At 74.9% G+C, this 24,501-nt stretch carries 23 protein-coding genes and 1 pseudogene; 13 read left to right on the forward strand and 11 right to left on the reverse strand.

The window, feature by feature from the left end:
* From AKI01S_RS38775 to AKI01S_RS38785, 3 genes are all read right to left on the reverse strand, one after another.
* Window positions 1-626 (reverse strand): 2-keto-4-pentenoate hydratase (locus AKI01S_RS38775; RefSeq protein ID WP_067829903.1); only part of this gene is annotated, 626 nt, incomplete at its 3' end.
* Window positions 623-1,420: a 2-keto-4-pentenoate hydratase gene (locus tag AKI01S_RS38780; RefSeq protein WP_067829908.1), complete on the reverse strand. Its 798-nt coding sequence runs from the start codon at window positions 1,418-1,420 to the stop codon at window positions 623-625. The genes AKI01S_RS38775 and AKI01S_RS38780, both read right to left, overlap by 4 nt.
* A 10-nt stretch (window positions 1,421-1,430) precedes the next feature.
* Window positions 1,431-2,879 carry a 2-hydroxymuconic semialdehyde dehydrogenase gene (locus tag AKI01S_RS38785; protein WP_067829911.1) on the reverse strand — a complete coding sequence of 483 codons (1,449 nt, stop codon included), beginning with the start codon at window positions 2,877-2,879 and terminating at the stop codon, window positions 1,431-1,433.
* 198 nt (window positions 2,880-3,077) lie between these two features.
* Between AKI01S_RS38785 and AKI01S_RS38790 the strand changes: the two genes are divergently transcribed.
* Window positions 3,078-4,016 (forward strand): LysR substrate-binding domain-containing protein, encoded by a 939-nt coding sequence (locus AKI01S_RS38790; RefSeq protein ID WP_067829916.1) that lies wholly within the window; start codon window positions 3,078-3,080, stop codon window positions 4,014-4,016.
* Window positions 4,017-4,022: 6 nt separating this feature from the next.
* Here the strand turns inward: AKI01S_RS38790 and AKI01S_RS38795 are convergent, their stop codons facing one another.
* Window positions 4,023-4,892 carry an alpha/beta hydrolase gene (locus AKI01S_RS38795; protein WP_067829919.1) on the reverse strand — a complete coding sequence of 290 codons (870 nt, stop codon included), beginning with the start codon at window positions 4,890-4,892 and terminating at the stop codon, window positions 4,023-4,025.
* 181 nt (window positions 4,893-5,073) lie between these two features.
* On the opposite strand from AKI01S_RS38795, the gene AKI01S_RS38800 reads away from it, so the two are divergent.
* On the forward strand, window positions 5,074-6,537 hold the full coding sequence (locus AKI01S_RS38800; RefSeq protein ID WP_067829921.1) for an ATP-binding cassette domain-containing protein: 1,464 nt from the start codon (window positions 5,074-5,076) through the stop codon (window positions 6,535-6,537).
* Window positions 6,538-6,550: 13 nt separating this feature from the next.
* On the opposite strand, the gene AKI01S_RS53930 is transcribed toward AKI01S_RS38800, so the two are convergent.
* Together AKI01S_RS53930 and AKI01S_RS38810 are read right to left on the reverse strand one after the other, a co-directional pair.
* Entirely contained in the window at window positions 6,551-7,027 is a 477-nt protein-coding gene (locus tag AKI01S_RS53930; protein ID WP_067829924.1) for an HU family DNA-binding protein, read from the reverse strand.
* Window positions 7,028-7,071: 44 nt separating this feature from the next.
* Window positions 7,072-8,682 (reverse strand): ABC-F family ATP-binding cassette domain-containing protein, encoded by a 1,611-nt coding sequence (locus tag AKI01S_RS38810; RefSeq protein ID WP_067829926.1) that lies wholly within the window; start codon window positions 8,680-8,682, stop codon window positions 7,072-7,074.
* Between the two features lie 74 nt (window positions 8,683-8,756).
* On the opposite strand from AKI01S_RS38810, the gene AKI01S_RS38815 reads away from it, so the two are divergent.
* The gene (locus tag AKI01S_RS38815) at window positions 8,757-9,425 is read left to right on the forward strand and encodes a TetR/AcrR family transcriptional regulator (protein WP_067829928.1); all 669 of its coding nucleotides are present in this window, start codon (window positions 8,757-8,759) and stop codon (window positions 9,423-9,425) included.
* 174 nt (window positions 9,426-9,599) lie between these two features.
* Here AKI01S_RS38815 and AKI01S_RS38820 read toward each other — a convergent pair whose 3' ends face one another.
* Both AKI01S_RS38820 and AKI01S_RS38825 read right to left on the reverse strand, forming a co-directional pair.
* Window positions 9,600-10,238 carry a LuxR C-terminal-related transcriptional regulator gene (locus AKI01S_RS38820; RefSeq protein WP_067829931.1) on the reverse strand — a complete coding sequence of 213 codons (639 nt, stop codon included), beginning with the start codon at window positions 10,236-10,238 and terminating at the stop codon, window positions 9,600-9,602.
* On the reverse strand, window positions 10,226-11,461 hold the full coding sequence (locus tag AKI01S_RS38825; protein WP_067829933.1) for a sensor histidine kinase: 1,236 nt from the start codon (window positions 11,459-11,461) through the stop codon (window positions 10,226-10,228). Before AKI01S_RS38825 ends, AKI01S_RS38820 begins: the two co-directional genes overlap by 13 nt.
* 156 nt (window positions 11,462-11,617) lie before the next feature.
* Here AKI01S_RS38825 and AKI01S_RS38830 point away from each other — a divergent pair, with 156 nt between their 5' ends.
* The 6 genes from AKI01S_RS38830 (at window position 11,618) to AKI01S_RS38855 (ending at window position 18,450) form a co-directional block, all read left to right on the forward strand.
* The gene (locus AKI01S_RS38830; RefSeq protein ID WP_157420478.1) at window positions 11,618-12,340 is read left to right on the forward strand and encodes an ABC transporter ATP-binding protein; all 723 of its coding nucleotides are present in this window, start codon (window positions 11,618-11,620) and stop codon (window positions 12,338-12,340) included.
* Between the two features lie 194 nt (window positions 12,341-12,534).
* Window positions 12,535-14,958 (forward strand): FtsX-like permease family protein, encoded by a 2,424-nt coding sequence (locus AKI01S_RS38835; protein WP_067829936.1) that lies wholly within the window; start codon window positions 12,535-12,537, stop codon window positions 14,956-14,958.
* Between the two features lie 204 nt (window positions 14,959-15,162).
* The gene (locus AKI01S_RS38840; RefSeq protein ID WP_067829939.1) at window positions 15,163-15,993 is read left to right on the forward strand and encodes a DUF4253 domain-containing protein; all 831 of its coding nucleotides are present in this window, start codon (window positions 15,163-15,165) and stop codon (window positions 15,991-15,993) included.
* Between the two features lie 63 nt (window positions 15,994-16,056).
* Window positions 16,057-17,202 carry an acyl-CoA dehydrogenase family protein gene (locus AKI01S_RS38845; protein ID WP_067829942.1) on the forward strand — a complete coding sequence of 382 codons (1,146 nt, stop codon included), beginning with the start codon at window positions 16,057-16,059 and terminating at the stop codon, window positions 17,200-17,202.
* Between the two features lie 275 nt (window positions 17,203-17,477).
* Window positions 17,478-17,837, forward strand: a complete 360-nt coding sequence (locus tag AKI01S_RS38850) for a hypothetical protein (protein ID WP_157420476.1) — start codon at window positions 17,478-17,480, stop codon at window positions 17,835-17,837.
* A 328-nt stretch (window positions 17,838-18,165) separates the two neighbouring features.
* Complete coding sequence (locus AKI01S_RS38855) at window positions 18,166-18,450, forward strand: hypothetical protein (protein WP_067829949.1); 285 nt, start codon at window positions 18,166-18,168, stop codon at window positions 18,448-18,450.
* A gap of 326 nt (window positions 18,451-18,776) precedes the next feature.
* Here AKI01S_RS38855 and AKI01S_RS38860 read toward each other — a convergent pair whose 3' ends face one another.
* Together AKI01S_RS38860 and AKI01S_RS38865 are read right to left on the reverse strand one after the other, a co-directional pair.
* Window positions 18,777-19,595, reverse strand: a complete 819-nt coding sequence (locus tag AKI01S_RS38860; RefSeq protein ID WP_067829952.1) for an NAD-dependent epimerase/dehydratase family protein — start codon at window positions 19,593-19,595, stop codon at window positions 18,777-18,779.
* Window positions 19,592-20,674, reverse strand: a complete 1,083-nt coding sequence (locus AKI01S_RS38865) for a Gfo/Idh/MocA family protein (RefSeq protein WP_084000675.1) — start codon at window positions 20,672-20,674, stop codon at window positions 19,592-19,594. The genes AKI01S_RS38860 and AKI01S_RS38865 overlap by 4 nt, the downstream gene beginning before the upstream one ends.
* 103 nt (window positions 20,675-20,777) lie before the next feature.
* On the opposite strand from AKI01S_RS38865, the gene AKI01S_RS38870 reads away from it, so the two are divergent.
* Window positions 20,778-21,356 (forward strand): TetR/AcrR family transcriptional regulator, encoded by a 579-nt coding sequence (locus AKI01S_RS38870; protein WP_067829955.1) that lies wholly within the window; start codon window positions 20,778-20,780, stop codon window positions 21,354-21,356.
* Window positions 21,357-21,401: 45 nt separating this feature from the next.
* On the opposite strand, the gene AKI01S_RS38875 is transcribed toward AKI01S_RS38870, so the two are convergent.
* The gene (locus AKI01S_RS38875; protein ID WP_067829958.1) at window positions 21,402-21,977 is read right to left on the reverse strand and encodes a TetR/AcrR family transcriptional regulator; all 576 of its coding nucleotides are present in this window, start codon (window positions 21,975-21,977) and stop codon (window positions 21,402-21,404) included.
* 106 nt (window positions 21,978-22,083) lie between these two features.
* Between AKI01S_RS38875 and AKI01S_RS38880 the strand changes: the two genes are divergently transcribed.
* The 3 genes and pseudogenes from AKI01S_RS38880 to AKI01S_RS51280 all read left to right on the forward strand — a co-directional run.
* On the forward strand, window positions 22,084-22,485 hold the full coding sequence (locus AKI01S_RS38880; protein WP_067829961.1) for a nuclear transport factor 2 family protein: 402 nt from the start codon (window positions 22,084-22,086) through the stop codon (window positions 22,483-22,485).
* Between the two features lie 96 nt (window positions 22,486-22,581).
* Entirely contained in the window at window positions 22,582-23,640 is a 1,059-nt protein-coding gene (locus tag AKI01S_RS38885) for a hypothetical protein (RefSeq protein WP_157420477.1), read from the forward strand.
* Between the two features lie 650 nt (window positions 23,641-24,290).
* A pseudogene (locus tag AKI01S_RS51280) lies at window positions 24,291-24,501 on the forward strand (WD40 repeat domain-containing serine/threonine protein kinase); the annotation flags it as partial.

Consider the following 24,501-nt stretch of genomic DNA (forward strand, 5'->3'; position numbering starts at 1 on the left):
CGCAGCGACCGGTAGGGGTCGCCGAGGATCGCCGCCGACGAGCCGGTCTGCGCGACCCGGCCGTCGATCTCCATGACGATGCCGAGGTTGGCCAGCCCACGCGGCGGATGCCAGGTGCCGAACCCGAACGCGGCGGCCGAGGCGTTGTCGGCGATCACGTCGGGCAGCGTGAACCGGAAGTCGGCGTAGCGGGAGTCCAGCACCTCGAACCCGACCGCGACCCCGGCGACGGCGGTGGCCGCCTCGGCGGGGTCGCGGATCTCCGCGCCGACCAGGAAGGCGATCTCCGGTTCGACGCGCGGGTGGATGAGCGCGGCGGTGTCCACCACCGACTCCACGAGCATCCCGTCGGTGAGCAGGCCCCAGATGACGTCGTCGACGCCCATCTGGACCATCTTGGCGCGGCTGGTGAAGCCCATCTTGACCCCGGCGGGGCGTTCCCCGGCGGCGATCCGCCGCGCGATGCCCTCGCGCTGCACCTCGTAGGCGGTCGGCACGTCGAACGCGACGGTGTCGGTCAGCTTCGGGATGGCCGTGCGGTCGGCGGCGGCCCGTTCCAGGGCGTCGGCCAGGGCCTTGACGTCGGGCCCGGTGGTGTCGGCCACGTTCCGGTCGCCGGTGCTCACGCTTCCTCCTTGGCGAACGCCACGCGCACGTCGCCGAGCCCGTCGATGCGGGCCTCCAGCACGTCGCCGGGCACGGCGGGGACCATGGGGCCGAGCGCCCCGGTCAGGACGGTGTCGCCCGCGCGCAGGGGGCGGCCGACCTTGACGAGGGTGTCGGCGAGCCACAGCGCGGCGTTGAGGGGGTGGCCGAGGCAGGCCGCGCCGGTGCCGGTGGACAGCTGCTCGCCGCGCCGTTCCACGACCATGCCGCACAGCCGCAGGTCCACGTCGGACAGCCGGGCGGGCCGGTTGCCGAGGACGTACATGCCGCAGGAGGCGTTGTCGGCGACGGTGTCGGCGAGGGTGATGTCCCAGTCGCGGATGCGGCTGCCGACGACCTCGATGGCGGGCAGGACGAACGCGACCGCGCGGACCAGGTCGGCGACGGTGTGGCGCTCGTGGGTCAGGTCGTGCTCCAGCACGAGGGCGACCTCGGCCTCGGCCTTGGCCTGGAGCACGGCCCCGGCGGGGATCTCCGCGCCGTCGGGCACGGCCATGTCGGCGAACAGCATCCCGAAGTCGGGGCTGTCCACGCCGAGCTGCCGCTGCACGGCGGCCGACGTCAGGCCGATCTTGCGGCCGACCAGGCGGCGGCCCTGCGCCAGCCAGTGCCCGGTCAGCCGGTCCTGGACGGCGTAGGCGGCGTCGGTCGAGGTGACCAGGTCGCGGACGGGGTCGCACGGCACGCCGGTGGCGTAGGCGTCCAGGATGCGGTCGGCCGCCTGGTCGATCGGGGAAACGGTGGTCTCGGTCAAGGGTTCGCTCTCAGATCTGGATGCAGACGTTGACGGGCTCGGAGAAGAAGTCCAGGGAGTACTCTCCGCCCTCCCGGCCGATCCCGGAAGCCTTCACCCCGCCGAACGGGGTCCGCAGGTCCCGCAGGTTCCAGCAGTTCACCCACACGATGCCGGTCTCGACGCGGGGCGCGACACGGTGGGCGCGCGACAGGTCGCGGGTCCACACGGTCGCGGCCAGGCCGTAGGGGCTGTCGTTGGCGAGCCGGAGCGCCTCGTCCTCGGTGTCGAACGGCGCGACGTGGCAGACCGGCCCGAACACCTCCTCGCGGACCAGGCGCGCGGTCTCCGGCAACCCGGTGAGCACGGTGGGCTCGACGTAGAAGCCGTTGTCGCGGTCGTCGCCGAACGTGGGGACGCCGCCGCCCGCCACGACCGTCGCGCCCTCCTCGACGGCGAGCCGGTAGTACGACAGCACCTTGTCGCGGTGCTGCGCCGAGATCATGGGGCCGTAGCCCTCCAGCGCGCGGGCCCGCTCCCCCAGCGCCGCGACGAACTCCTCGAAGACCGGGCGTTCGACGTAGACGCGCTCGGTGCACAGGCAGATCTGGCCGGAGTGGGTGAAGCAGGAGCGCACGGTGCCGTCGAGGGCGGCGTCGAAGTCGGCGTCGGCGAAGATCAGCGCCGGGTTCTTGCCGCCCAGCTCGAACGAGACCGGGGTGATGTGGTCGGCGGCGTTGCGCATGATGGCCGCGCCGGTGGCCGACTCGCCGGTGAACGCGATGGCGTCCACGCCCGGGTGCCGGGTCAGCCACTCCCCGGCGGCGTCGGTGCCGTGCCCGTGGACCAGGTTGAACACGCCGTCGGGCAGCCCGGCCTGGTCGATGACCGAGGCGAGCAGGGTGGCGGTGGAGGGGGTCTCCTCCGAGGGCTTGGCGACCACGGCGTTCCCGGCGGCCAGCGCGGGGGCGACCTTCCAGGTGAGCAGCAGCAGCGGCAGGTTCCACGGGGAGATGATCGCGACGACGCCGAGCGGGCGGCGCACCGAGTAGTTGAGGGCCTGGCCGGTGCCCGCGCCGGGGGTGGCGCTCCAGCCGGGGACGTCGGTGGTGTAGGCGCGCTCGGGGCGGCCGTACAGCAGGTCGGCGTAGGCGCGGAAGTTGCCGATCGCCCGGGGGATGTCGACGGTGGCGGCCAGTTCGCGGGGCTTGCCGGTGTCGGCGACCTCGGCGTCCACGAACTCGTCGAAGCGGGCCTGGATGCCGTCGGCGATCCGGCGCAGCGCGGCGGCGCGCTCGGTCGCGCCGGTGCGGCCCCAGCCGTCCTCCAGCGCGGCGCGGGCGGCGCGCACCGCCTCGTCGACGATCTGGCGGGTGGCCTCGGGAACGTCACCGACCCGGCGGCCGTCGACCGGATCGACCAGGGCGAAGGCGGCGCCGTCCGTCCGGAAGCCTCCGCCGACGTAGTGCGCGGCCTTCATGGCGTTCCTTCCGTCGCGATGGTGGGGGACACACCTGCGATGATGGCGCGCGATGCTATGCCTGACAAATACCATTCACCAAGGTTGATATAGCAGAATGGGGATACCAGCTCCGGTCGGGCGCTCCCCGGCCGCGAGCCATGATCGATTCGTCGCCGGACGGCGGCGGATATGACCGTTCCGTGATAGGAAGTCGCCATGCGCGCGATCGATCTGCTCAACGGACGGCTGAAGCTGCGGCACCTGGTGCTGGTGGTCGCCATCGCCGACCAGGGCAGCGTGCTGCGCGCCGCCGAGCACCTGCACCTGGCCCAGCCCGCCGTGACGCGCAGCCTGCGGGAGGTCGAGCACATCCTGGGCGTGGAGCTGTTCACGCGCGGGCCGCGCGGGGTGACGCCGACGCTGTTCGGGGAGGCGTTCGTCGAGCACGCGCGGGCGGTGCTGGCCGAGCTGCGGCGCGCCGGGGAGCGCATCACCGGGCTGGCCGACGCCGAGGTCGGCACCGTCACCATCGGGACGCTGCTGGCCGGGTCGAACGTGCTGCTGCCGCGCGCCATCGCCGCGCTCAAGCAGGACCGGCCGGGCATCACCGTGATCGTGCAGGAGGCGACGTTCGACGCGCAGGTCCCCCGCCTGCTGGACGGCGAGATCGACCTGATCCTGGGCCGTCTCAACCCGATCGACGACATGCGCGGGCTGCGGCAGATCACCCTCTACAGCGAGCCGGTGCGGCTGGTGGCGCGCAAGGGCCACCCGGCGCGCGACCGGGCCGACCTGGAACTGGCCGACCTGCTGGCCTACCCCTGGGTGCTGCCGCTGGAGCAGACCGCGCTGCGGCGGGAGCTGGAGCAGGTGTTCCGCGCCGCGGGGCTGCGGCTGCCGACCGACCTGGTGGAGTGCACCTCGATCCTGACCGTGCGCACCCTGGTCCAGGACACCGACATGATCGCGGCGCTGCCGGAGCTGGTGGCCCGCACCGACGAGCAGATCGCGCCGCTGCCGGTGCCGCTGGACCCGGTGCGCCGCCAGGTGGGGGTGACCCTGCCCGACCAGCGGCCGCTGACCCCGTCGGCGCAGCTGATGCTGGACCACCTGCGCGAGCAGGCGTCCATGGTCACCCGCGCCGGGGCGGCCTGAGCCCGGTCAGACGGACCGGATCAGGTCGAGCAGGGCGCGGCTCATCGCGGTGCCGGGGTCGGTCCAGTCGAGGACGACGTCGAAGTGGTCGCGGCCCGGCACCACGAACGGCGCGCCCCCGCCCCAGTGGTCCCCGAAGCGCCGGGTCTGGTCCAGGAAGCCCGCGCCGTCGTGCTCGGCGACGGCGACCACCGCCGGGCAGCGGCGTCCGGCGGGCAGCAGCAGCGGGCTGAGCGCCGCCGCGCGGTCCAGGTCCAGCCCGACGGTCTTGTTCACGTAGACCCGGGTGAGGGGCCGCAGGTCGAACAGGCCGCTGACGGGCATCGCGGCCTTGACGACGTCGGCGGGCAGGCCCAGCCCGGCCTGCCAGCCGCCGACCATCGTCATGCCGGTCAGGTGGCCGCCCGCCGAGCTGCCGCCCACCACGATCCGGTCGGGGTCCAGGCCGTGGTCGCGGCCGTGCCGGTGCACCCAGGCGACCGCCGCGCGCACCTGGCGGACGATCTCCTCCAGGGTCGCCTTCGGCGCCAGCGTGTAGTCGGGGACGACGGTCGCGATCCCCTGCTCGTGCAGCATCCGCGCCATGAACGCCGACTCGTGGCGGGACAGCGCCATCCAGTAGCCCCCGTGGACGAACAGGAACACCGGCCGCGGCCCGTCGCCGGTCCCCCACACGTCGAGGCGCTCGCCGCTCGCCTCGTCGTAGACGACGCCGGGCGTTCCGGGCAGGCCCGCCACCGCCTTGCCGGACTCGGCGCGGTAGCGCTCCATGTGCCGGGCGAAGAGCTCGGGGCCCGCCTTGCGCCGCACGTTGTAGGCGACGTCCAGTTCCTCGTCGGTGAGTTCGTCACCGGGAAATCCGCTGTGCACTGCCATCCCCCCAGGCTCGCCCCCGCGCCCTATGTCGATCAAATACCGGCCTCGGCGCGGGTTATCACCGCCCGGTCATACCGGCGCCGGGCTTCAAGATCCGCACCCCGGGTAGCAACACAGTGCGATGGCGATGTGACGCACCGTGGAGAACGGCCGACGGGCAACGGGAGAGGCGGAGGTAGCGATGGCCGACACCGAACTCCTGCCGACGACGCACCCGGACGATCTGGCGCGTCCGCACCGCCGCTGGGCCGCGGCCGCCGCCGGGGCGGCCGCGGTGGGTCTGGCCGGCGCGCTCGTGCAGGTGTACGGGATCGCCGACGTCCTCCGGCACGTGCTGGCGGACGACGTGTCCCCGGCGACCGCGCGGTGGGGGGTGGGGCTGCTGGCGCTGGGCACGCTGGTCCGCGTCGTCGCCGCCCGCGTCCGGTCGCGCCTGGCCGCCGTGGGAGCGCGGCGGGCCGCGCGCGACCTGGGCAGGCGGCTGGTCGGGGAGGCGCCGGGCCGCGGGGAACGGTCCGGGGCGGCGTCGGCCCGGCTCGTCGAGGAGGCCGGGCGGGTCGAGCCGTACCTGCACCGCTACCTGCCCGCGCGGCTGGCGGTCGTGCCGGGGATGCTGGTGGTGCTGGCGGCGGTCCTGCCGGTCAGCCCGGTGATGGGGATCGTGCTGCTGGCGGCCGCGCCGCCGGTCCTGCTGCGCCCCTCCCGCGCCGGGGCCGCGACCGCGATGGCCGTCGTGGCGGCGGCGGTCTGCGTGACGCTGACGCTGGTGCTGTCGCCGGTCCTGCCGACGCTGGGATTCCAGTCCGAGATGGACCTGCGTGACGGGCTGTTCGTGCTGCTGGCCACGCCGCTGTACTTCCAGCCGTCCCGCCGGTTCGCCGCCGTCTCCCGTTCGGCGGACGAGATGAGGGCGGCGGCCGACGGTCCGGGCGGCGCGGTCGTCCTGGACGGGGTGACCGTGCGCCATCCGGGCGGGGACCGCCCCGCCCTCCAGGGCGTCTCGCTGTTCGCCCGGCCGGGCGCGCTGACGGTCGTGGCCGGGCCTCCCGGCAGCGGCAAGACCACCCTGCTGGCGGTCGCCGCCGGGCGGGTCGCCCCGGCCGAGGGCCATGTCGTCCCCGCCGTCCGGCACGCCTGGGTCGGGCGGCGCCCGCACCTGTTCCCCGGCACGATCGCCGACAACGTCGCGCTGCCCGTCCCGGACGCCGGCCGCCGGGAGACCGTCGCGGCGATGCGGACGGCGGGCCTGTACCTGAGTCCCGACCTGCGGGTCGGCGAGGGCGGCGTGCTCCTGTCGGACATCGACGTCCAGCGCGTGGCGCTGGCCAGGGCCGTGCTGACGGACGCGCCGGTCCTGCTCCTGGACGAGCCGACCGCCGATCTGAACATCAACGCCGAGGCGGAGTTCGCGACGTCGCTGACGCGGCTGGCGCGGACCCGCACCGTGCTGGTCGCCTCCCACTCCCCCGTGCTGCGCGCCGCCGCCGACCACCTGCTGGAGCTGGACGAGGGCAGGCCGCGCGAGACCGGCCGGTGGAGGGTGTCGGAGGCGGTGGGGTTCCGCCCCTCGCACGTCGCGGCGGCCGGGCGCGCCGTCCTCCGGCGGGTCATGGGCGCCCTGCGGCGCGAGTTCGGCCGCAACTGAGGCCGGCGCGGCGTCAGCTCCCCTTGCCGGCCTTGGCCTTGGCGGGCTTCTTCGCCTTCTTGTCGGACTTTTTGGCGTCGGCCTGCTTGGCGTCCGTCTTCTTGGCGCCGGATTTCTTGGTGTCGGTCTTCTTTTTCTTCTTCGGCTTCTTCGTCTTCTCGGCGGCCGGTTCGGCGGGAGCCTGCTCGGCGATTTCCTCGACCGCCGGGTCCGCGCCCCGCGCGACGCGGTTCTTGAACGTCTGGCCGATGCGGAACCGCGGCGCGTCGCCGGCGGGCACCTCGACCGGCAGGCCGGTGCGCGGGTTGCGGGCGGTGCGGGCCGGGCGGGCCACGCGGTCGAACGTGCCGAAGCCCGTCACCAGCACGCGGTCACCGGACGCGACGCTCTCCATGATGGCCTCGAAGACGGCGTCCACATGGCGGCGCGCGGCCGCGGGGTCGCTTCCGGCACGGGCCGCGACGGCCTCGACGAGTTCGGTTCTGTTCATGCGGGAATTCCCTTCGCCCTGCCGCCCGTTGTGTTGCGCAAAGGCTAGACCAGCGGGCTTTCCCTGGACAGGGGAGGCCGGGGCCGTTTTTCCCGCCAGACCGGCTCGGGGGACTCGCGGACCGTGCCGTCGGCGCCGAAAACCAGATACCGGTCGAAGTCGGCGGCGAACCACCGGTCGTGGGTGACGGCCAGCACGGTGCCCGCGAACCCGGCCAGCCCCTCCTGGAGGGCGTCGGCGCTGGCCAGGTCGAGGTTGTCGGTGGGTTCGTCGAGGAGCAGCAGGGTCGCGCCCGACAGTTCCAGCAGCAGGATCTGCAACCGGGCCTGCTGGCCGCCCGACAGCGTCTCGAACGGGCGGGCCCCGGCGGGCGCCAGCTCGTAGCGGGCCAGCGCCGCCATCGCGTCGTTGCGGGTCAGGGCGTGCTCGGTCGTGACGATGTCGGCGAGGGCGCGGCCGTGCAGGTCGGGGCGGGCGTGGGTCTGCACGAAGTGGCCGGGCACGACGCGCGCGCCGAGCCGGGCCTCGCCGGTGTGCGGGACGTCCTCACCCGCCAGCAGGCGCAGGAACGCGGACTTGCCCGACCCGTTGGAGCCGAGGACCGCGACGCGTTCGCCGTAGCGGACCTCCAGGTCGAACGGGCGCATCAGGCCGGTCAGCCCGAGCCGTTCGCAGACCAGGGCGCGCTTGCCGGTGCGGCCGCCGCGCAGCCGCATGCGGACGTTCTGCTCCTTGGGCGCGGCGCGCGGCGGCCCGGCCTCCTCGAAGCGCCGCAGGCGGGTGCGGGCGGCCTGGTAGGAGGAGGCGAGCGCGTCGTTGTGGGCCGCGCGCTGGCGGAGGGTGTGCACGAGCCGCCGGAGGCGGGCGTGCTCCTCGTCCCAGCGGCGTTTCCGCTCGTGGAGGCGTTCGGCGCGGTCGCGGCGGGCCTCGGCGTAGGTCGCGAAGCGACCGCCGTGGACCCACACGTCGCCGGACTCGACGGTGACGATCCGGTCGGCGACCTCGTTGAGCAGCCAGCGGTCGTGGGAGACCAGCAGGACGGTCTTGGGGGTGGCGGCCAGGCGTTCGGCGAGCCACTCCTTGCCGGGGACGTCGAGGTAGTTGTCGGGCTCGTCCAGCAGCAGGACCTCGTCGGGGCCGCGCAGCAGCGCCTCCAGGACGAGGCGTTTGCGCTCGCCGCCCGACAGCGTGGCGACGGGCCGGTCCCGGACCCGGTCGAACGGCAGGCCGAGCGCGACGGTGGCGCAGGTGTCCCAGACGACCTCCAGGTCGTAGCCGCCCGCGTCGGTGTACTCGTTGATCGCCTCCGCGTAGGCCAGCTGGGACGCCTCGTCGTCGCCGAGGGCGGCCTCGGCCTCCGCCAGCGCGGCGGCGGCGCGGCGCGCCCGTCGCGGCGCGACCGACAGCAGCAGGTCGTGGACGGTCCGGCCGCCGACGAACTGCCGCATCACCCCGAGACCGCCCGAGCCGGTCACCGTTCCCCCGGCGGGCGCCAGGTCGCCCGCGATCAGGTCGAGCAGGGTCGTCTTCCCCGCGCCGTTGGGACCGACCAGGGCGGCCTTGGCCCCCTCCCCCACCCGGAACGACACCTCGCGTAGCAGCGGGCGCCCGTCGGGCAGCACATGGGTCAGCCCGCGCACCTCGACGTGCCCCATGACACCCTCCTCGCACAGTGTTCGACCAACTGGATCAGCGATCCGGTACCCGTCCAACGTACTAGGGTGACCGCATGACCGACAGCGTGTGGCTCCGGGAACCCCGTCCCCGGCGCGAGAACCCGCCCCTGTCCGTCGAGCGGATCACCGCCGAGGCGGTGGCGCTGCTGGACGAGGAGGGCCCGGACCGGCTGACGATGCGCCGACTGGCCGAGCGCCTGGGCACCGGCTCCACAACGCTGTACTGGCACGTGAGGACCAAGGACGACGTGCTGGACCTGGCGCTGGACGAGATCTTCGGCGACGTCCCGATCCCCGGGCGCACCGGCGACTGGCGCGCCGACGCGACCGCCATGCTGGGCGGCTGGCGCGCGGCGATGCTGCGCCACCCCTGGTCGGCGGCGCTGCTGGGCCGCCCCCTGCTCGGCCCGAACGTGCTGGCCCGCACCGAGTTCCTGTACGCGACCCTGGCCGGCGCGGGCTTCACCGGCCCGCACCTGGTGGCGACCGCCTACGCGCTGTCCCACTACGTCATCGGCTCGACGCTGATGCAGGCGGGAACCGGCGACGACCTGCGCGACACCGTCGACGCGATGCTGCGCGAACGGCGCGACCGCTACCCCAGCCTCGCCGAGCACGGCCACACCAGCGGCCATGACTGGGACGAGGTGTTCGCCCGGGGCCTGGCCTACCTGCTGGACGGCATGACCCCGCACGCGGCCCCGGGTTCGAGGCCGAGCTAGAACGTGTTCCAAGGGGCCTCAGCCACGCACGCGAGCGCGTGACCTGACCGGCGGGCCCGACGCCGAAGGCGAGGGCCCGCCGGTCAGATCGCGCAGCGATGCCGCGCTCGCCAAGACCTGGTGAGGTGCGAGCCCCCGGGCGAGCGCCGTAGGCCAGGGCTTTTGAAATACAGCCTAGGAGTTGAGGTAGGCGAGCACCGCCAGCACCCGGCGGTGGCCGCTGTCGCTGGGCGGCAGGCCGAGCTTGGCGAAGATCGAGCCGATGTGCTTGCTGACCGAGCGTTCGGTGATGACCAGCGACGCGGCGATGGTGGCGTTGTCCAGGCCCTGCGCCATCAGCGACAGCACCTCGCGTTCGCGCGGGGTCAGGGCGGCCAGCGGGTCGCTGCGCGCGGTCATCAGCTGGGAGACGACCTCGGGGTCCAGCGCGGTGCCGCCGGTCGCCACCCGGTGCAGCGCGTCCAGGAACTGGTCGACGCGGCTCACCCGGTCCTTCAGCAGGTAGCCCACGCCCTCGGCGCCGCCCGCGAGCAGCTCGGCGGCGTAGGTCTCCTCCACGTACTGCGACAGCACCAGGATCGGCAGGCCGGGCAGTTCCCTGCGGGCCTCGATCGCCGCGCGCAGCCCCTCGTCGCGGAAGCCGGGCGGCAGGCGCACGTCCAGCACGGCGGCGTCGGGCCGGTGCTCCAGCAGCGCGGGCAGCACGTCGGGGCCGTTGTCGGGCGCGGCCACGACCTCGTGGCCCTCGGTCGACAGCAGGAGGGACAGGCCCTCGCGCAGCAGGGCGTTGTCCTCGGCGATCACGATCCGCACGGCAGCTCCACGGTGAGCGTCGTTCCTTCCCCATCAGGGCTGTCCAGGCTGGTGGTGCCGTCGAGGGCGGCGACGCGGCGGCGGATGCCGGCCAGGCCGCTGCCGCGCGCGGGGTCCGCGCCGCCCTTGCCGTCGTCGCGGGCCGTCAGGCGCAGCACGGGCCCGTCGCGGCGGACCGAGATCCAGGCGTGCGAGGCGCCGCTGTGCTTGGCGATGTTGGTCAGCGACTCGGCGACGACGAAGTAGGCGGCGGCCTCGACGGCGGCGGGGGCGCGCGGGTCGGCGTCCGGCAGGTCCAGCGTGACCGGGATCGGCTGGGCCGCCGCCAGCGCGCGGACCGCGCCGCCCAGCCCCCGGTCCGACAGGATCGGCGGGTAGATCCCGCGGATCACCGAGCGGAGCTGCGCCAGCGCGTCCTCCACGCCCTCGCGGGCCTCCAGGAACAGGGTCCGGGCCGCCGCCGGGTCGGCGTCGAAGCGGCGGTCGGCCAGGCCGAGGCGCAGCGCGACGGCGACCAGCTGGGCCTGGGTGCCGTCGTGCAGGTCGCGTTCGATGCGGCGCAGCTCCGCGCCGTGCGCCTCCAGGGCCTCGGCTCGGGTCTCGGTGAGCTGCTCGACGCGTTCGCTGAGGCTGATGCGGCGGGTGGGGCGCAGCAGCACCTCGGCGAGCCGGGCCTGCCAGTGCGCGCAGCGGGGGATGAACCAGACCAGTATCGCGGTGTTCAGGCCCGCCTGCGCGAGCGGCAGCGTCAGCGCCTTCGGCCAGCTGTCCAGGGCCACGAACGCCGACACCGACCCCTCCGGCGCGGCCCACCACCACAGCGGCGTCGACAGCGCGAACAGGATGCCCGGCACCAGCGCGATCGCCAGCACCCCCATCGTGAGGCCCGTCACCCCGTGCACGGCCATCCACGCCGCGTCCCGCCAGGTGGAGGCCGAACGCAGCAGGGCCACCGACCGCTCGACGGAGGTTCCCCGCAGCTCGGGATAGGGCTCGGGGATCTCCCGGCCGAGCGCCCGTCCGGCGCGGCGGCGCTCGGCGTTGGCCAGGGTCCGCATCGGGCGGACCAGGAACGGCAGCCACGGCAGCAGGACCACCAGCACCACCAGCAGGAAGAGCGCGTAGGGCAGCAGGCACATGCCGAGCAGCGCGGGCAGCGCGGTGCGCAGTCCCAGGATCAGGTACACCGTCGCGTCGCGGACGTGGTGGAGAGTCGGTCTCATGTCGGGAAGAACGTTACGGGGCGCCCGGCCGGTACGCATCCGGGCCCGCCCCCGGTCCGGTGGTGGAGCTGGCTACACCACCCTTTCGGGAGATCGCCCCGATGTGCCCGCCCCCTCCCGGAACCTAGCTTCGACCAGGTGAAGCAGACGATGACAATGACGGCCAAGGCCACCGCGGACGCGGTGCGGCTGGAGTCGGTGAGCAGGACCTATGGGGACGTGAAGGCGCTGGACGGGGTGTCGTGGGCGTTTCCGCGCGGTGCGTTCACCGCGGTGATGGGGCCGTCGGGGTCGGGCAAGAGCACGTTCCTGCAGTGCGCGTCCGGGCTGGACCGGCCCGACGCGGGGACGGTGCGGATCGGCGGCGTGGACCTCGGGGAGCTCGGTGAGGCGAAGCGGACGCGGCTGCGGCGCGAGCGCGTGGGGTTCGTGTTCCAGGCGTTCAACCTGGTCCCGTCGATGGACGTCGAGGAGAACATCACGCTGCCGCTGCGGCTGGGCGGCGCGGAGGTCGACCGCGCGTGGCTGCGCGAGGTGGTGACCCGCGTCGGGCTCGCCGACCGGTTGCGGCACCGGCCCGCCGAGCTGTCGGGCGGGCAGCAGCAGCGCGCCGCCGTGGCCCGCGCGCTGGTCACGCGCCCGGAGGTGGTGTTCGCCGACGAGCCGACCGGCGCGCTGGACCCCCGTACCGCGCGCGAGGTACTGCGGCTGCTGCGCGAGGCGGCGGACCTGACCGGGCAGACGGTGGTGCTGGTGACCCACGACCCGGTGGCCGCCGCCTGGGCCGACTCGGTGGTGTTCCTGGACGCCGGGCGCATCGTGGACGAGCTGGTCTCCCCGACGGTCGCGGCCGTCATGAACCGTTGGGAGGCCCTGTGAGGAAGCCGAAGGGGCGGGGTGCCGCCTGGACCGAGGAGCCCGCGACGAGGGAAGGCGGCGCCTCCACGGCGCCCCGGAGGCGACCGGGAGGCACAGCGAGGAAGCCGGAGGGGCGCGGCGCTGCCTGGACCGAGGAGCCCGCGACGAGGGAAGGCGGCGCCCCCACGGCGCCCCGCAGGCGATCGGGGAACACCATGAGGAAGCCGAAGGGGCGCGGTGCCGCGGGGAGCATGTGGGGTGTGTTCGCGGCGTTGCTGTTCGCGGCGGTGCTGGTCGGGTCGTGCGGGGTGCTGCTGGAGTCGGCGCTGCGGGCCCACGCGCCGGTGGAGCGCTACGGGGCGGCGTCCGCCGTGGTCACCGCGCCCCACCGGGTCCAGGAACGCATCAAGCCGCTCGGCGACGCTCCCGAGGTGCAGAGCCGCCCGTTGACGGAGCCGGGACGCGTTCCGGTCGCGCTCGCCGAGAGGCTGCGGGGCGTTCCCGGGGTGCGGGCGGTGGTCGCGGACGTGTCGTTCCCCGTGGTGTCGGAGGCCGGGCGGGCGATGCGGGGGCACGGCTGGGAGTCGGCGGCGCTGGGGCCGTTCCCGCTCCGGCAGGGGCGGGCCCCGCGGGCGCCCGGCGAGGTGACGCTGGACGCGGCGTCGGGGGCGCGGGTCGGCGACGCGGTGCGGCTCCAGACCACCGGGGCGCCGCGGCCGTTCCGGGTGACGGGGCTGGTCGCCGGCCCCCCGGCCGCCTACTTCGCCTCCGCCACGGCCGAGGCGCTGGGCGGGCGTCCCGGTCACGCCGACGCGCTGGCCGTGCTCGGCGACGCCGACGCGGACGCGCTGCGTCGGGCCGTTCCGGGGCTGCGGGTCGCCACCGGGGCCGACCGCGGCGACGCCGAGAACCTCGCGGTCGCCGCCGCCCGCCCCGACATGATCGAGCTGTCGGCGTCGCTCGGCGGCGTCGCCGTCATGATCGCGCTGCTGGTGGTCGGCGGGCTGGTCGCGCTGTCGGTCCGGGAACGCGCCCGCGAGCTGGCGCTGCTGCGCGCGGTCGGCGCGACGCCCGGCCAGGTGCGCGGGCGGATCGTCCGGCAGGCCCTCACTGCGGCGGTGCCCGCCGGCGTCGTCGGCGGCGCGTCGTCGCTCGCCGCGGGGGCCGGGCTGCACGCGGTGATGGCCTCCGCGCACGTGCTGCCCGACGGGTACCGGCTGTCGCTGAGCGTGCTGCCCGCGCTGGCGGCGCTCCTGGTCACCGTGCTGGCCGCCGCCGTCACCTCGCTGCTGGCGTCGCTGCGCGTCTCCCGGATCCGCCCGGCGTGGGCGCTCGGCGAGGCGGAGCTGGAACCGGCCGCGCTGCCCCGCTGGCGGGTCGTGACCGGGGTGGTCTTCCTGATCCTCGGGCTGAACTCGCTGGGGCTGTCATTCGCGGTCTCCGGCCAGGCGGCGGCCGCGTCGGTCAGCGGGCTGGTCCTCACGCTGGTGGTGGCGACGGCGCTGCTCGGACCGCTGATCGTCCAGCGCGGCAACCGGGTTCTGGGGCGGCTCGCCCGCGTCCTGTCCCCCGTCCCGGGGCGGCTGGCGCAGCACAACGCGGCCGCCGCCGCCCTGCGCGCGGGGTCGATGCTCACGCCGGTGGCGCTGGCGGTGGCGTTCGCCGGAACGCAGCTGTTCGCCTCCTCCACCGTCGCCCGCGCGACCACGGCCGAGGCCGCCGCCGGGAACCGCGCCGACCAGGTGCTGGTGTCCACCGGCCCCGGCCTTCCGCCCGAGGCCGCCGCCGCCGTGCGCGCCGTTCCCGGCGTGACGGCCGCGACGGCGGTCGCCCGCACCACCGTGGTCATGACGGTCCGCGAGCTGGGCGAGCGGCGGCTCCGTTCCCTCCACGGCCAGGGCGTCACCCCCGGCGACGCCGCCCGCATCCTGGACCCGAAGGTCTCCCGGGGGCGGCTCGGCGACCTCGCCGACGGCACCGTGGCGCTCAGCGAGAACGTCGCCGGCGGCGTCCGCCTCGGCTCCCCGGTCACCCTGTGGCTGGCCGACGGCACGCGGATCCGGCCCCGCGTGGTGGCGTTCTACGAGCGGGGGCTCGGCTTCGGCGACGTGCTGCTGCCGCGTTCGGCGGTCACCGCGCCGCTCGACGACCACGTCCTGGTCAAGGGCGACGCCGACCTGCGGCCCGTCGCCGCCCGCTACCCCGGGGCCCGCGTGGCGGAGCCGGAGGCGCTCGGCGTCGCGCTCGCGCGGGAGCTGCGGCTGCAGAACCTCATGTCGTGGGTCGTGGTCGCCGCCATCCTCGGGTTCGTCGTCATCGGCCTGGTCACCACCCTGGCGCTGGCCACCGGGGCGCGCCGCCGCGAGTTCGGGCTGCTGCGCGACATCGGCGCGACCCGGCGGCAGGTGCTGGCGATGGTGCGGATGGAGGCGCTGGTCGTGCTCGGCACCGGACTGGCCGTCGGCACGCTGATCGCCACGGTGACGCTGCTGGCGTTCGCGGCGGGCGTCACCGGGCTGCCGCTGCCCGCGGTGTCCCCGGCGGCGGCGCTGGCGATCCTGGCGTTCGTCGCGGTCTCCGGCACGGCCGCCGTGATGCTGCCCGCGCGCCGCGCGACCGCGCCCGGTACCGGATCGTGATCGGTTCCGTCCCGGGGCTCGGCGGCCGGGACGGACCATCGAAGCGCAGGTCCGGGGCGTGATGGCGAACGCGCGGCCCCCCGGGACCGGGCCGGGAGGGACGACCTAACCGGGCGGCCCGTCCCCCGCGCGGTCCCGACGCCGTTAACATCTCCGGAGTGCCAAGATCCTGTGTTGGCATGCTCTGTACCGGAACGGCGTGAAATGGATGACCTCGACCTTCGCTCGGGACTGCCGGGCGACCTGCCGCAGCTCTTCGGGGGCGAGTCCGCCCACCGCACGCTGTCGGTGCCGCTGCCGGCGGGCGAGGTGGTCTGGCCCGACCCCGGTTTCCCGCAGCGGCAACTGCTGCTGCGCCCCGCGTTCTGGGTGAGCGAGGAGCCTGTGTCGGGCGATCTGTGGGCGCGGCTGCGCGCCGAGCACCCCCGCTCGGGGTTGTGGCCGCTGCTGCTGGACGAGTCCGACCAGCCGTGGTCGGCCGGGCAGGTCGCGCCCGAGCCCGTCAGCGAGATCGACAACTACGCGCCGCACGCGTTCATGTCCGAGGTCTGGAGCGACTGGGCCGAGCAGGCGGGCGACGAGGAGGTCGAGGACCTGGCCCCGTTCGGGCGGCAGTGTCCCGGCCCCGCCCCGCGCGGCGCGGCGTTGCAGGACCCCGACGCGGTCGCCGACCGGCACGCCCGCGCCATCGCCGCGCGCGGCCTGTCCCTCGGCCTGGTCGCGGTGGACCGGGGCGCCGACGCGCTGACCGCCGTCGGCTGGCAGGGCGCGCTCAACCACAACGAGTGGACCGCGCCGCTGTCGGCGGTGGTGCGCAGCTGGGAGGACCGGTTCGGGGCGCGCGTGATCGGGCTCGGCTTCAACACCCTGGAGCTGAGCGTGGCCGCGCCGCCGGTCACCATCCGGCACGCGCTCCAGGTGGCCGCCGAGCACTGGGCGTTCTGCCCCGACATCCTGTTCCAGGGGCCCGGCACGCTCGCCGGGTACGCCGAGGAGATCCGGGGCAAGCACTGGTGGTCGTTCTGGTGGGACTGAGCGCGGGCGGCCCCTGACCCGACAGTAAAGTGACCGGCTAGTCACTTGAGTTCGGGAGGAAGCATGCGCCGCACCGTCTTCGACCAGGACCACGAGCTGTTCCGGGAGTCCGTGCGCGGGTTCGTCGAGCGCACCCTGCTGCCGCTGGACGAGACCATCCGCGACGAGCGCATGCTGCGGCGCGAGGTGTGGCTGGAGGCGGGCCGCCAGGGCCTCCTCGGCATGCAGGTGCCCGAGGAGTACGGCGGCCAGGGCGCGGATGACTTCCGCTTCAACGCCGTCATCGGCGAGGAGCTGGCCCGCGTCGCCGCCGCCTACAACTCGATCGTCGCCATCCACATCGACGTCTGCGCCCCCTACCTTCTCGAACTGGCCACCGAGGAGGCTCGGAAGAGGTGGCTGCCGCGCTTCTGCACCGGTGAGCTGATCACCGCGATCGGGATGACCGAGCCGTCCGGCGGCTCGGACCTGGCGGGCCTGAAGACCACCGCCGTCCGCGACGGCGACCACTGGGTGATCAACGGCTCGAAGACGTTCATCACCAACGGCGGCCACGCCGACCTGGTCATCGTCGCCGCCAAGACCGCCCCGGACAGGGGCGCCAAGGGCATCACGCTGTTCGGTGTGGAGGCCGACACCCCCGGCTTCACCCGGGGCACCAAGCTCGACAAGGTCGGCCAGCCCGAGGCCGACACCTCCGAGCTGTTCTTCGAGAACGTCCGCGTCCCCGGCTCCCACGTCCTCGGCGAGGTGGACCGAGGGTTCATCCACATGATGGAGCGCCTGCCGCAGGAGCGCCTGTCCTGCGCCATCGCCAACGTCGCCCACGCCCGCGGAGTCCTGGAGGAGACCGTCGCCTACGTGAAGGAGCGGCAGGCGTTCGGCCAGCCGATCGGCCGCTTCCAGCACAACAAGTTCCTGGTCGCCGAGCTGGTCACCAAGCTCGACGTGGCGCAGGCGTTCGTCGACCAGTGCCTGGCCGCCCACGTGGCCGGGGAGCTCGACACCACCGACGCCTCCAAGGCCAAGTGGTGGACCTCCGACGTCCAGAACGAGATCATCGACGGCTGCGTGCAGCTGTTCGGCGGCTACGGCTACATGCGCGAGTACCGGGTGGCCCGCGCCTGGATGGACGCCCGCGTGACCCGCATCTGGGCCGGCTCCAACGAGATCATGAAAGAGATCATCGGCCGCTCCGTGGGCCTGTAGCCCCGACCCGCGCCTTCATGCTCCGGGACGCACGGAGCACGAACACGACGGCGCGGCCCCGAGACCTCCCGCCGCATCCGGGCGGCGGCCGGGACGACCGGCAGGGCCGGTCGCGGCCGCCGGGCGCGGATGTCCCCGCGCCCGTCCTGCCGTCCCGGATCATGGCGCGATCGCGGCCGGGGGGACACGGGAAGATCAGCGGGGGTTCACGCCGGGGACATCGCGGCTTCCCAGGATGAGGGGGTTTTGTCCGCCCGCTCCAAGGAGCCGTTGTCGTGCGTCAACTCCTCTGCCTGGCCATGGCCCTCGCGGCCGCGCTGTCGTGGGCCGGTCCCGTGCACGCCGCACCAGACGGCACGCTGTCGCCGGCCTCCGCCACCGTGACGGTCGGCGACCCGATCGCCCTGTCCTACTCCACACCGCGCCCCGACGACCAGAACTGGATCGGGCTCTACAGCGATCCCGGCAACGGGCCGGTCAACGAGAAGTACGTGGGACCGTCCACCAAATGGGTCTACGCGCCCAACGGCAGCGGCACCGCCTCCCTGCCCACCACCGGTCTGCCGCCGGGCGACTACATGTCTACTTCCTGCACGACGACGGGTACACCTGGCTGGCTCAGCCGCGGCGGCTGAAGCTGGCCGACTCCGCGCCGACGCGCTGGGCGTCCGCCTCGTTCTTCCTGCGCAACGGCCAGGTCGGCAGCTCCTACGACGCCACCGTCAAGGGGCTGGTGCGCGGTGACACCGCCGGCCTGACCTTCCGCAAGACCTCCGGCCCCGCCTGGGCCTCGGTCTCCCCCACCGGCACGGTCGGCGGCACGCCCACCGCGTCCGGCACCGCCACGATCGGGATCGAGGCCGCCAACAGCGCCGAGCTGAAGGCGACCGCCTCGGTCGGCGTCCGCGTCCAGGCGGCCGGAGCGCCGCTGGTGTCGGAGCTGAAGGTGCTGTCCTACAACCTGTGGCACGGCGGCACGCCCATCGTCGGCCACCGCGCCCCCTCGTCTCTCCCGGCGCGACCTGGTCTCCGGTCTACAAGACCTTCACCGGCGGCTATGGCCACGACTCCCACAAGGGCGAGCCCGAACCGCAGGACCGCATCGACTTCGTGCACTTCAAGGGAGCGGCGACCGTCCTGGCATCGAACGCGGTCGTCGAGGGCACACCCGCCCCCTACCCCGGTCACACCGGCAACACCTGGACCTCCGACCACGCCGCGGTGCTGACCGCCTTCCGCCTGCCGTAGCCCCAGCTCAAAGAGGCCCGCGCAGAGGAACCGCGTTCATCACGCCTTCCCTGACCCGCTCCTGCTGGTCGTGGGCGGCCAGCGCCCAGGTCTGAGCGGGTGGGCCGAGGACGTCGGGGACGCTCCGGGCCGCCGCGGAGGCAGGCCGTACGGCCCTCGGACGTCGCCTTCCCAGCGGTCCGGAACGCCCCTGCGGTCTTCCAGCCCCGGCCGCGGGTCCGCGTCCCGGCGCGGGCGACGCGCGGAGCACCCGCTGCGACCGGAGCCGCGCCACCGTCCGCGCGTTCCTCCGGCGCGGCCGTGGGGTCGCGCCGGAGGGGACGTGGTCAGCGGGCCGGGACCGGCGGTTCGGCCTTCAGGTGGTCGACGATCGCGGTGTGCTCCGGCGTCCAGTCCAGGAGCCGCCGCGTCCGGTCCGACGAGATGTCCTGGTCGAGGACGAACAGCCCGGCGATGGGGCCCAGCTCGGCGGTCGCCTCCTCCAGCGGCCACGAGACCGCCGTGCCGCCGCCGAGCGCCCGGGCGACCTCGTCGAGGCGGACCGTCTCGCCCGTCCCGTGCCAGACCGTGCCCGGCTCGGCGCGCTCGACCACCGCGACGTACAGGGCGGCCAGGTCCGCCACGTGCACGACCGGCCAGCGCACGCCGGGCTCGCCGATGTAGACGCCGGTGCCGCGCTCGGCGGCCTTGGCCGCCAGCAGGGCCGGGACGCCGCCACCGTCCCCGCCGTACACCATGCCGGGCCGGACCACCCGGCCGCCCGCCGCGCGGACCCGGCGTTCGACCTCGGCCCGCCAGGAGACGAAGGGGTGCGGGCGGGGCTCGGTCTCCTCGTCCGCGGTGCCGCCGCCGAGCACGGCGGCGCCGGTGGTGTAGACGAGCGGGCTGCCGGCGTCCACCAGCGCGTCCACCCCGGCCAGGTCGAGTTCCTCGCCCAGCGGCGCCCCGACGTGCACGACCCGGTCGAACCCGGCGGCGGCCCGCTTCAGCGAGGCCGGGTCGGTCAGGTCGCCGGGCACTGAGCGGTAGGGCAGCTCGCGGCTGCCGGGGCGCCGCAGCACGGCGATGTCGTGCCCGGCCTCGGCCAGGGCGGCGGCGACGGCCGAGCCGATGAACCCGGTGGCGCCGATGATCAGGACGTTCATGGGATCTCCTTGGTGACGCCGCCGTCGGCGGCGGACTCCTCGATGGCGGTGAGCAGGCGGTGGTGGCGGGCGGCGGTGGCGAAGTCGGGACGCGCGGGGCGGTCCTCGGCGACGGCCCGCGCGACCTCGGCGTAGACGGCCGCGACGCTGGCGACCGGTCCGGCGGGCAGGTCGGCGGGGACGGTCCGGTAGGCGTCCGGCACCGGCAGCGGCTCGCCCGACAGGTCGATGGCCCAGTCGGCCCAGTTGAGGTACATGCCGGGCTGGACGGGGGTGATGGTGAGGGTGCCGCGCTCCCCCACGATCCGCAGGTGGAAGGGGTCGGGGGCCGGTGCGCCGCCGCCGTGGACCGTGACCGACGCCGAGGCGCCGCCCTCCAGCAGGCCGTGCAGCAGCACCTGCCCGGGGACGCCGTTGGGAACGGTCCGCCCGGTGTCGCCGACGGCGACCCGGTCGTGGTGGCGCGGCAGCCGCGCCGAGACCTCGGTGAACGGGGCCACCAGGCGGTCCAGGGTCGCCAGCGAGTGCCCGGCCATGATCGTCAGAAGGGAGGTGCCGCCGGCCGGGTCGGTGCTCCACTCCATGCCCTCGGGAATGCGGCCGCCGCCGAGCGGGGCCCCGGAGGCGACCAGCGCGAGCGACTCGACCCGGCCGATCCGGCCCTCGGCGAGCAGGTCCGCCACGAAGCGGGCGCCGGGCAGGTGGTGGCCCTGCAGGACCACGGCGTTGAGCACGCCCGCCTGCGCCGCGGCGGCGGCCAGCTCCTCGGCCTCGGGGGTGTCGGCGCCGAGCGGCCACTCCGACAGCACGTGCTTGCCCGCGTCGAGCGCGGCCCGGATGGCCTTGGCGTGCTCGGGCGCCTTGACCGACACCACGACCAGGTCCACCTCGGGATGGGCGGCCATCGCCTCGACGCCGGCGAAGGCGTGCCGGACGCCGTGCGCGGCGGCCGCCCGTTCGGCGCTCTCGCGGCGGGTGGTGGCCACCGCCGTCACCTCGAACTCCGGCAACCGCCGCAACGCGGGCAGATGCGACGCCCCCGCCCAGCCGCCGGCCCCGGCCACGCCTACTCGGATCATGTGTCCCACTCCAGTTCTGTACCGATTGGTATTGAACTTAGCCGCACATCGCCGCCGGGGCAAGGGGTAATGTACCGATAGGTATGAAATTGGAGGTCACAGCATGCCCGGTGGTCGTCCCCGCGGGTTCGACGCGGAAGCCGCGCTCGATCGCGCGCTGGAGGTGTTCTGGCGGCAGGGGTACGAGGGGACCTCGCTGGCCGACCTGACCGCGGCGATGGGCATCAACAAGCCCAGCCTCTACGCCGCCTTCGGCAACAAGGAGGAGCTGTTCGCCAGGGCGCTCGACCGCTACCTCGCCGGTCCCGGGGCCTTCGTGGCCGAGGCGCTGGAGGCGCCCACCGCCCGCGAGATCGTGGAGCGCATGGTGTACGGCGCGATCGAGCTGGTCGCCGGGGAGGGCGCGGTGGGCGGCTGCCTGAGCGTGGGCGGCCTGCACGCCTGCGGCCCGGACGCCGAGCCGGTGCGCCGCGAGGTCGCCGCCCGCCGCCGGGCCGGCGACCTGGCCCTGGCCCGGCGCCTGGAGGAGGTCGGCGACCTGCCGTCCGGCTGCACGCCCACCGACCTGGTCCGCCTGGTCACCACCCTCACCGACGGGTTCGCCGTGCAGGCCCGCGCCGGCCACGACCGCGAGAGCATGCGCCGCACCGCCGCCTTGGTCCTGACCTCCCTCGGCTGGTGACCCGGGGGCCGGGACACCTCCGGGCCATGCCGGTGGGCCCTTCGGCTACGCGCCCGTGAAGCCGTCCCACAGGACGCGCAGGAGACGGCGGGCGTCGTCCGGACCACCGGCGGCGACGGCGGTCGCGCCCGCCAGGGCGAGCATGTCCTCCACGGTGAGACCGGAACCGACCGCGCCGGCCTCCCGGGCTCGGTCGAGCAGCTTCCGCGCGGTCGAGCGCATGGACTCGTGCCACCGGTCGAACAGCTCGGAGCGGCGCCGGTCGTCGCCCTCGGTCCCCGCCAGGGCCAGGGCGCGCTTGGTGGCGACGTGGACGACGAAGCCGTCCAGCCAGGCGAACAGCGCCTCACCCGCCTCCTCGGATCCGAGCAGGGCGGCCCCCCGCTCGCCGAGCGCGGCGACCTCGTCGGCGTAGACCGCCACGATCAGGTCCTGGCGGGTGGGGAAATGGCGGTAGAGCGTGGCGTTGCCGACGCCCGCCCGGCGCGCCACCTCGTCCAGCACGATGTCGGTGCCCCGCTCGTCGAAGAGCTCCCGGGCCGCCGCCAGGAGCAGCCGGGCGTTCCTGGCCGCGTCCGCCCTGCGCGGCCGCGGGTCCGCGGGCCGGTCCGTTCGCCTCATCGTCCGCTTTCCGGTTGCCAAACGGGGAATTCCTCGCTTACCGTAGCGCAGCATGAACCGGGGAGTTCCCCACTTTCTCTCCCCGCCGACGGGACGAAGGATCGGCATGCCCCTCACCTGCGAAGACCGCGCCGTCATCACCGAACTGATCGCGATGCACGGGCACCTGTGCGACGCCGGGGAACTGGGCCGTCTGGACGAGGTGTTCACCATCGACGTCGTCTACGACGTCACCGACTTCGGGCAGGAGGCCCTGCGCGGGGTCGCGGCCTGCGCCGAGGCGGGACGCGCCCTGGGCGAGCTGAACCCCGTCGGGCACCACGTCACCAACATCGTCCTGGACGAGCAGGCCGACGGCCGGGTGCGCGCCCGTTCCAAGGGGATCGGCGTCAACGCCGACGGCACGACCGCGAGCGTGACCTACGAGGACGTCGTCGTGCGCGTGGACCGGGGCTGGCGGATCAGCCACCGGACGGTGCGCGCGCGGCGCGTCCCGCTGGGCGGGTGACCGCCCGGCCGCCGGCGGGCCATGAGTAGCGGACCACGGGGCGATCTGAGTACGGCTACTCATGTGCCGTTCCAGCGTCCTTCCTACGGTGTGATCATGTTCCTGAAGCTGACCGCGGTCGCGGCCGCCGCCATCACCGCCACCGGCCTCGGGCTCTGGGGCGCCGCCCCCTGGGCCGACGGCAACGTCCACTGGAGACTGACGCTCGACCAGGGGTCGGTCGCCGACGGAAAGGTCATCGCCACCGGCGAGCGGGAGGCCTGGGCCTTCGGCTGGAAGGTCCTGGGCCTCGGCGCCTGGGTCCCCATGGTCGACGGCCCGCATCGCCCCCTGGCCTTCCGCTGGGACGGCACGCGCTGGAGGAGGAGCGACCTGCCGGTCGAGCGCGGCCACATCACGGCGGTCGCCGCGTCCTCGCCCTCCCGTGTCTGGGCGCTCGCCGGGACCGACGGCGGTCCCTCCGTCCTGCGCTGGGACGGGCGCGCCTGGACGGTCGTCAGGAGGCTGCCCGGAACGGCCGGGATGGGCGGCCTCGTCGCTGCCGACGACGACCTGTGGGTCTTCGGCGACCGCCGGGCCTGGCACTACGACGGCGCCACCTGGTCGGAACGGGCCCTCCCCTTCCAGGCCTCGCGGGCCAGCGCCCGCTCCGCCTCCGACATCTGGGCCCTCGACGCCGAGGCCCCGCGGGTGCACCACTTCGACGGCAAGGGCTGGACCCCGACCGACCTCGCCCCGGCGCTGCCGAAGGGCTCCCGCCCGTCCGGCGGTCCCTCGACGGGCCTGAACGGCCCCCGGCTCACCGCCGTCACCGCGGGCCCGTCCGGCGTCTGGATCACCGGGGAGGCCGGGGTGTCGTCGTTCGTGCTCTCCCGGACCGGCGCGGGCTGGCGCGGCGAGGACACCTCCGCGACGGCGGGCCGCATGGGCGACCGCGCCGCGCCCGTTCCCGACGGCAGGGGAGGCCACTGGTTCCTCGGCTCCACCGACGTCAACGGGGACGACTCCGCCCTCGCCCACCGCGACGCCTCGGGCCGCTGGACCAGGACCCCCGTCGGCGGCGGGCTGACCTCGCTGGCGGCCGTCCCCGGCGGTCCGCTCCTGGCCACCGGAACGGTCGGCAGGGCCTCCGGCGTCTTCCGCCACCTGCCCTGAGGCCGGCCGCGGCGTCGGCCGGGCGGGATTCCCCGATCTCCGCCAGCCGCGCGGACCGGCGGGCCGCCTCCTCGTGCCGGTCGGAGTCCCGCTCGCAGGCGATCTGGAGGCGGCAGTCGAGCGCGGCGAGTTCGGGCAGGCGGTGCCGGGCGGCCTCGACGATCGTCTCCACCTCGCCGCCCGAGGCCGGGTCGACGAGCGATCCGAGAACGCGGGCGCCGAGCTCCAGCGCGTACGGCAGGGCCCAGGTCGGCGGCCTCCAGCAGGTCCAGCAGCCTTCCGGCGGTGCCCGCGTCGCCGGTTCGGGCGTGGTGGAACGCCAGGTCGACGGCCACCTCGGCGGTCCGGGACCGCACCAGGTCGCCGCCGAGGCCCGCCATGATCTGCCCGGCGCGGGCGAGGTCGCCCCGGTACACCGCCAGGCCGGACGAGGCGACGCTCGCCGAGCCGTCGTCGCAGGCGGCGCGCAGCTCGGCGGCCGCCCGGGAGAGGTCGCCCGCGGCGGCGAGCCGGTGGCCGCGCTCGGCGGGGCTCTCCATGCCCGCGCGGCCCGAACGCGGGGACCCGGCGCCGTTCACAGGCGGCCCGCCGGCTGGGATGATTTCGGCGAGTCAGGCAAACGCGCGTGTTCTTTGGGTGGGGTGCGTTCGATGGCGTCGTTGCGGCCGGGTGATCCACGCCAGGTCGGGCCGTACCGGTTGGAACGGAGGCTGGGCGGGACGGGGCGGGTGTTCCTCGGCCGCTCGCGGGACGGGCGGCCGGTGGCGGTGAGGGTGGTGCGCGGGGAGCCGGCCGGGGACGCGGGGTTCCGGCGCCGGTTCGCCGCGGAGGCGCGGGCGGCCCGCCGGGTCGGCGGGCCCC

The organism is Actinomadura kijaniata NBRC 14229 (assembly GCF_001552175.1).
Lineage (GTDB): Bacteria > Actinomycetota > Actinomycetes > Streptosporangiales > Streptosporangiaceae > Spirillospora > Spirillospora kijaniata.

What these genes read in the sequence shown, in the direction of transcription:
- AKI01S_RS38785 (WP_067829911.1), bottom strand. Translation starts at nt 2,879, where the DNA reads ATGAAGGCCGCGCACTACGTCGGCGGAGGCTTCCGGACGGACGGCGCC.
- AKI01S_RS38790 (WP_067829916.1), top strand. Translation starts at nt 3,078, where the DNA reads ATGCGCGCGATCGATCTGCTCAACGGACGGCTGAAGCTGCGGCACCTG.
- AKI01S_RS38795 (WP_067829919.1), bottom strand. Translation starts at nt 4,892, where the DNA reads ATGGCAGTGCACAGCGGATTTCCCGGTGACGAACTCACCGACGAGGAA.
- AKI01S_RS38800 (WP_067829921.1), top strand. Translation starts at nt 5,074, where the DNA reads ATGGCCGACACCGAACTCCTGCCGACGACGCACCCGGACGATCTGGCG.
- AKI01S_RS53930 (WP_067829924.1), bottom strand. Translation starts at nt 7,027, where the DNA reads ATGAACAGAACCGAACTCGTCGAGGCCGTCGCGGCCCGTGCCGGAAGC.
- AKI01S_RS38810 (WP_067829926.1), bottom strand. Translation starts at nt 8,682, where the DNA reads ATGGGGCACGTCGAGGTGCGCGGGCTGACCCATGTGCTGCCCGACGGG.
- AKI01S_RS38815 (WP_067829928.1), top strand. Translation starts at nt 8,757, where the DNA reads ATGACCGACAGCGTGTGGCTCCGGGAACCCCGTCCCCGGCGCGAGAAC.
- AKI01S_RS38825 (WP_067829933.1), bottom strand. Translation starts at nt 11,461, where the DNA reads ATGAGACCGACTCTCCACCACGTCCGCGACGCGACGGTGTACCTGATC.
- AKI01S_RS38830 (WP_157420478.1), top strand. Translation starts at nt 11,618, where the DNA reads ATGACGGCCAAGGCCACCGCGGACGCGGTGCGGCTGGAGTCGGTGAGC.
- AKI01S_RS38835 (WP_067829936.1), top strand. Translation starts at nt 12,535, where the DNA reads ATGAGGAAGCCGAAGGGGCGCGGTGCCGCGGGGAGCATGTGGGGTGTG.
- AKI01S_RS38840 (WP_067829939.1), top strand. Translation starts at nt 15,163, where the DNA reads ATGGATGACCTCGACCTTCGCTCGGGACTGCCGGGCGACCTGCCGCAG.
- AKI01S_RS38845 (WP_067829942.1), top strand. Translation starts at nt 16,057, where the DNA reads ATGCGCCGCACCGTCTTCGACCAGGACCACGAGCTGTTCCGGGAGTCC.
- AKI01S_RS38860 (WP_067829952.1), bottom strand. Translation starts at nt 19,595, where the DNA reads ATGAACGTCCTGATCATCGGCGCCACCGGGTTCATCGGCTCGGCCGTC.
- AKI01S_RS38865 (WP_084000675.1), bottom strand. Translation starts at nt 20,674, where the DNA reads ATGATCCGAGTAGGCGTGGCCGGGGCCGGCGGCTGGGCGGGGGCGTCG.
- AKI01S_RS38870 (WP_067829955.1), top strand. Translation starts at nt 20,778, where the DNA reads ATGCCCGGTGGTCGTCCCCGCGGGTTCGACGCGGAAGCCGCGCTCGAT.
- AKI01S_RS38875 (WP_067829958.1), bottom strand. Translation starts at nt 21,977, where the DNA reads ATGAGGCGAACGGACCGGCCCGCGGACCCGCGGCCGCGCAGGGCGGAC.
- AKI01S_RS38880 (WP_067829961.1), top strand. Translation starts at nt 22,084, where the DNA reads ATGCCCCTCACCTGCGAAGACCGCGCCGTCATCACCGAACTGATCGCG.
- AKI01S_RS38885 (WP_157420477.1), top strand. Translation starts at nt 22,582, where the DNA reads ATGTTCCTGAAGCTGACCGCGGTCGCGGCCGCCGCCATCACCGCCACC.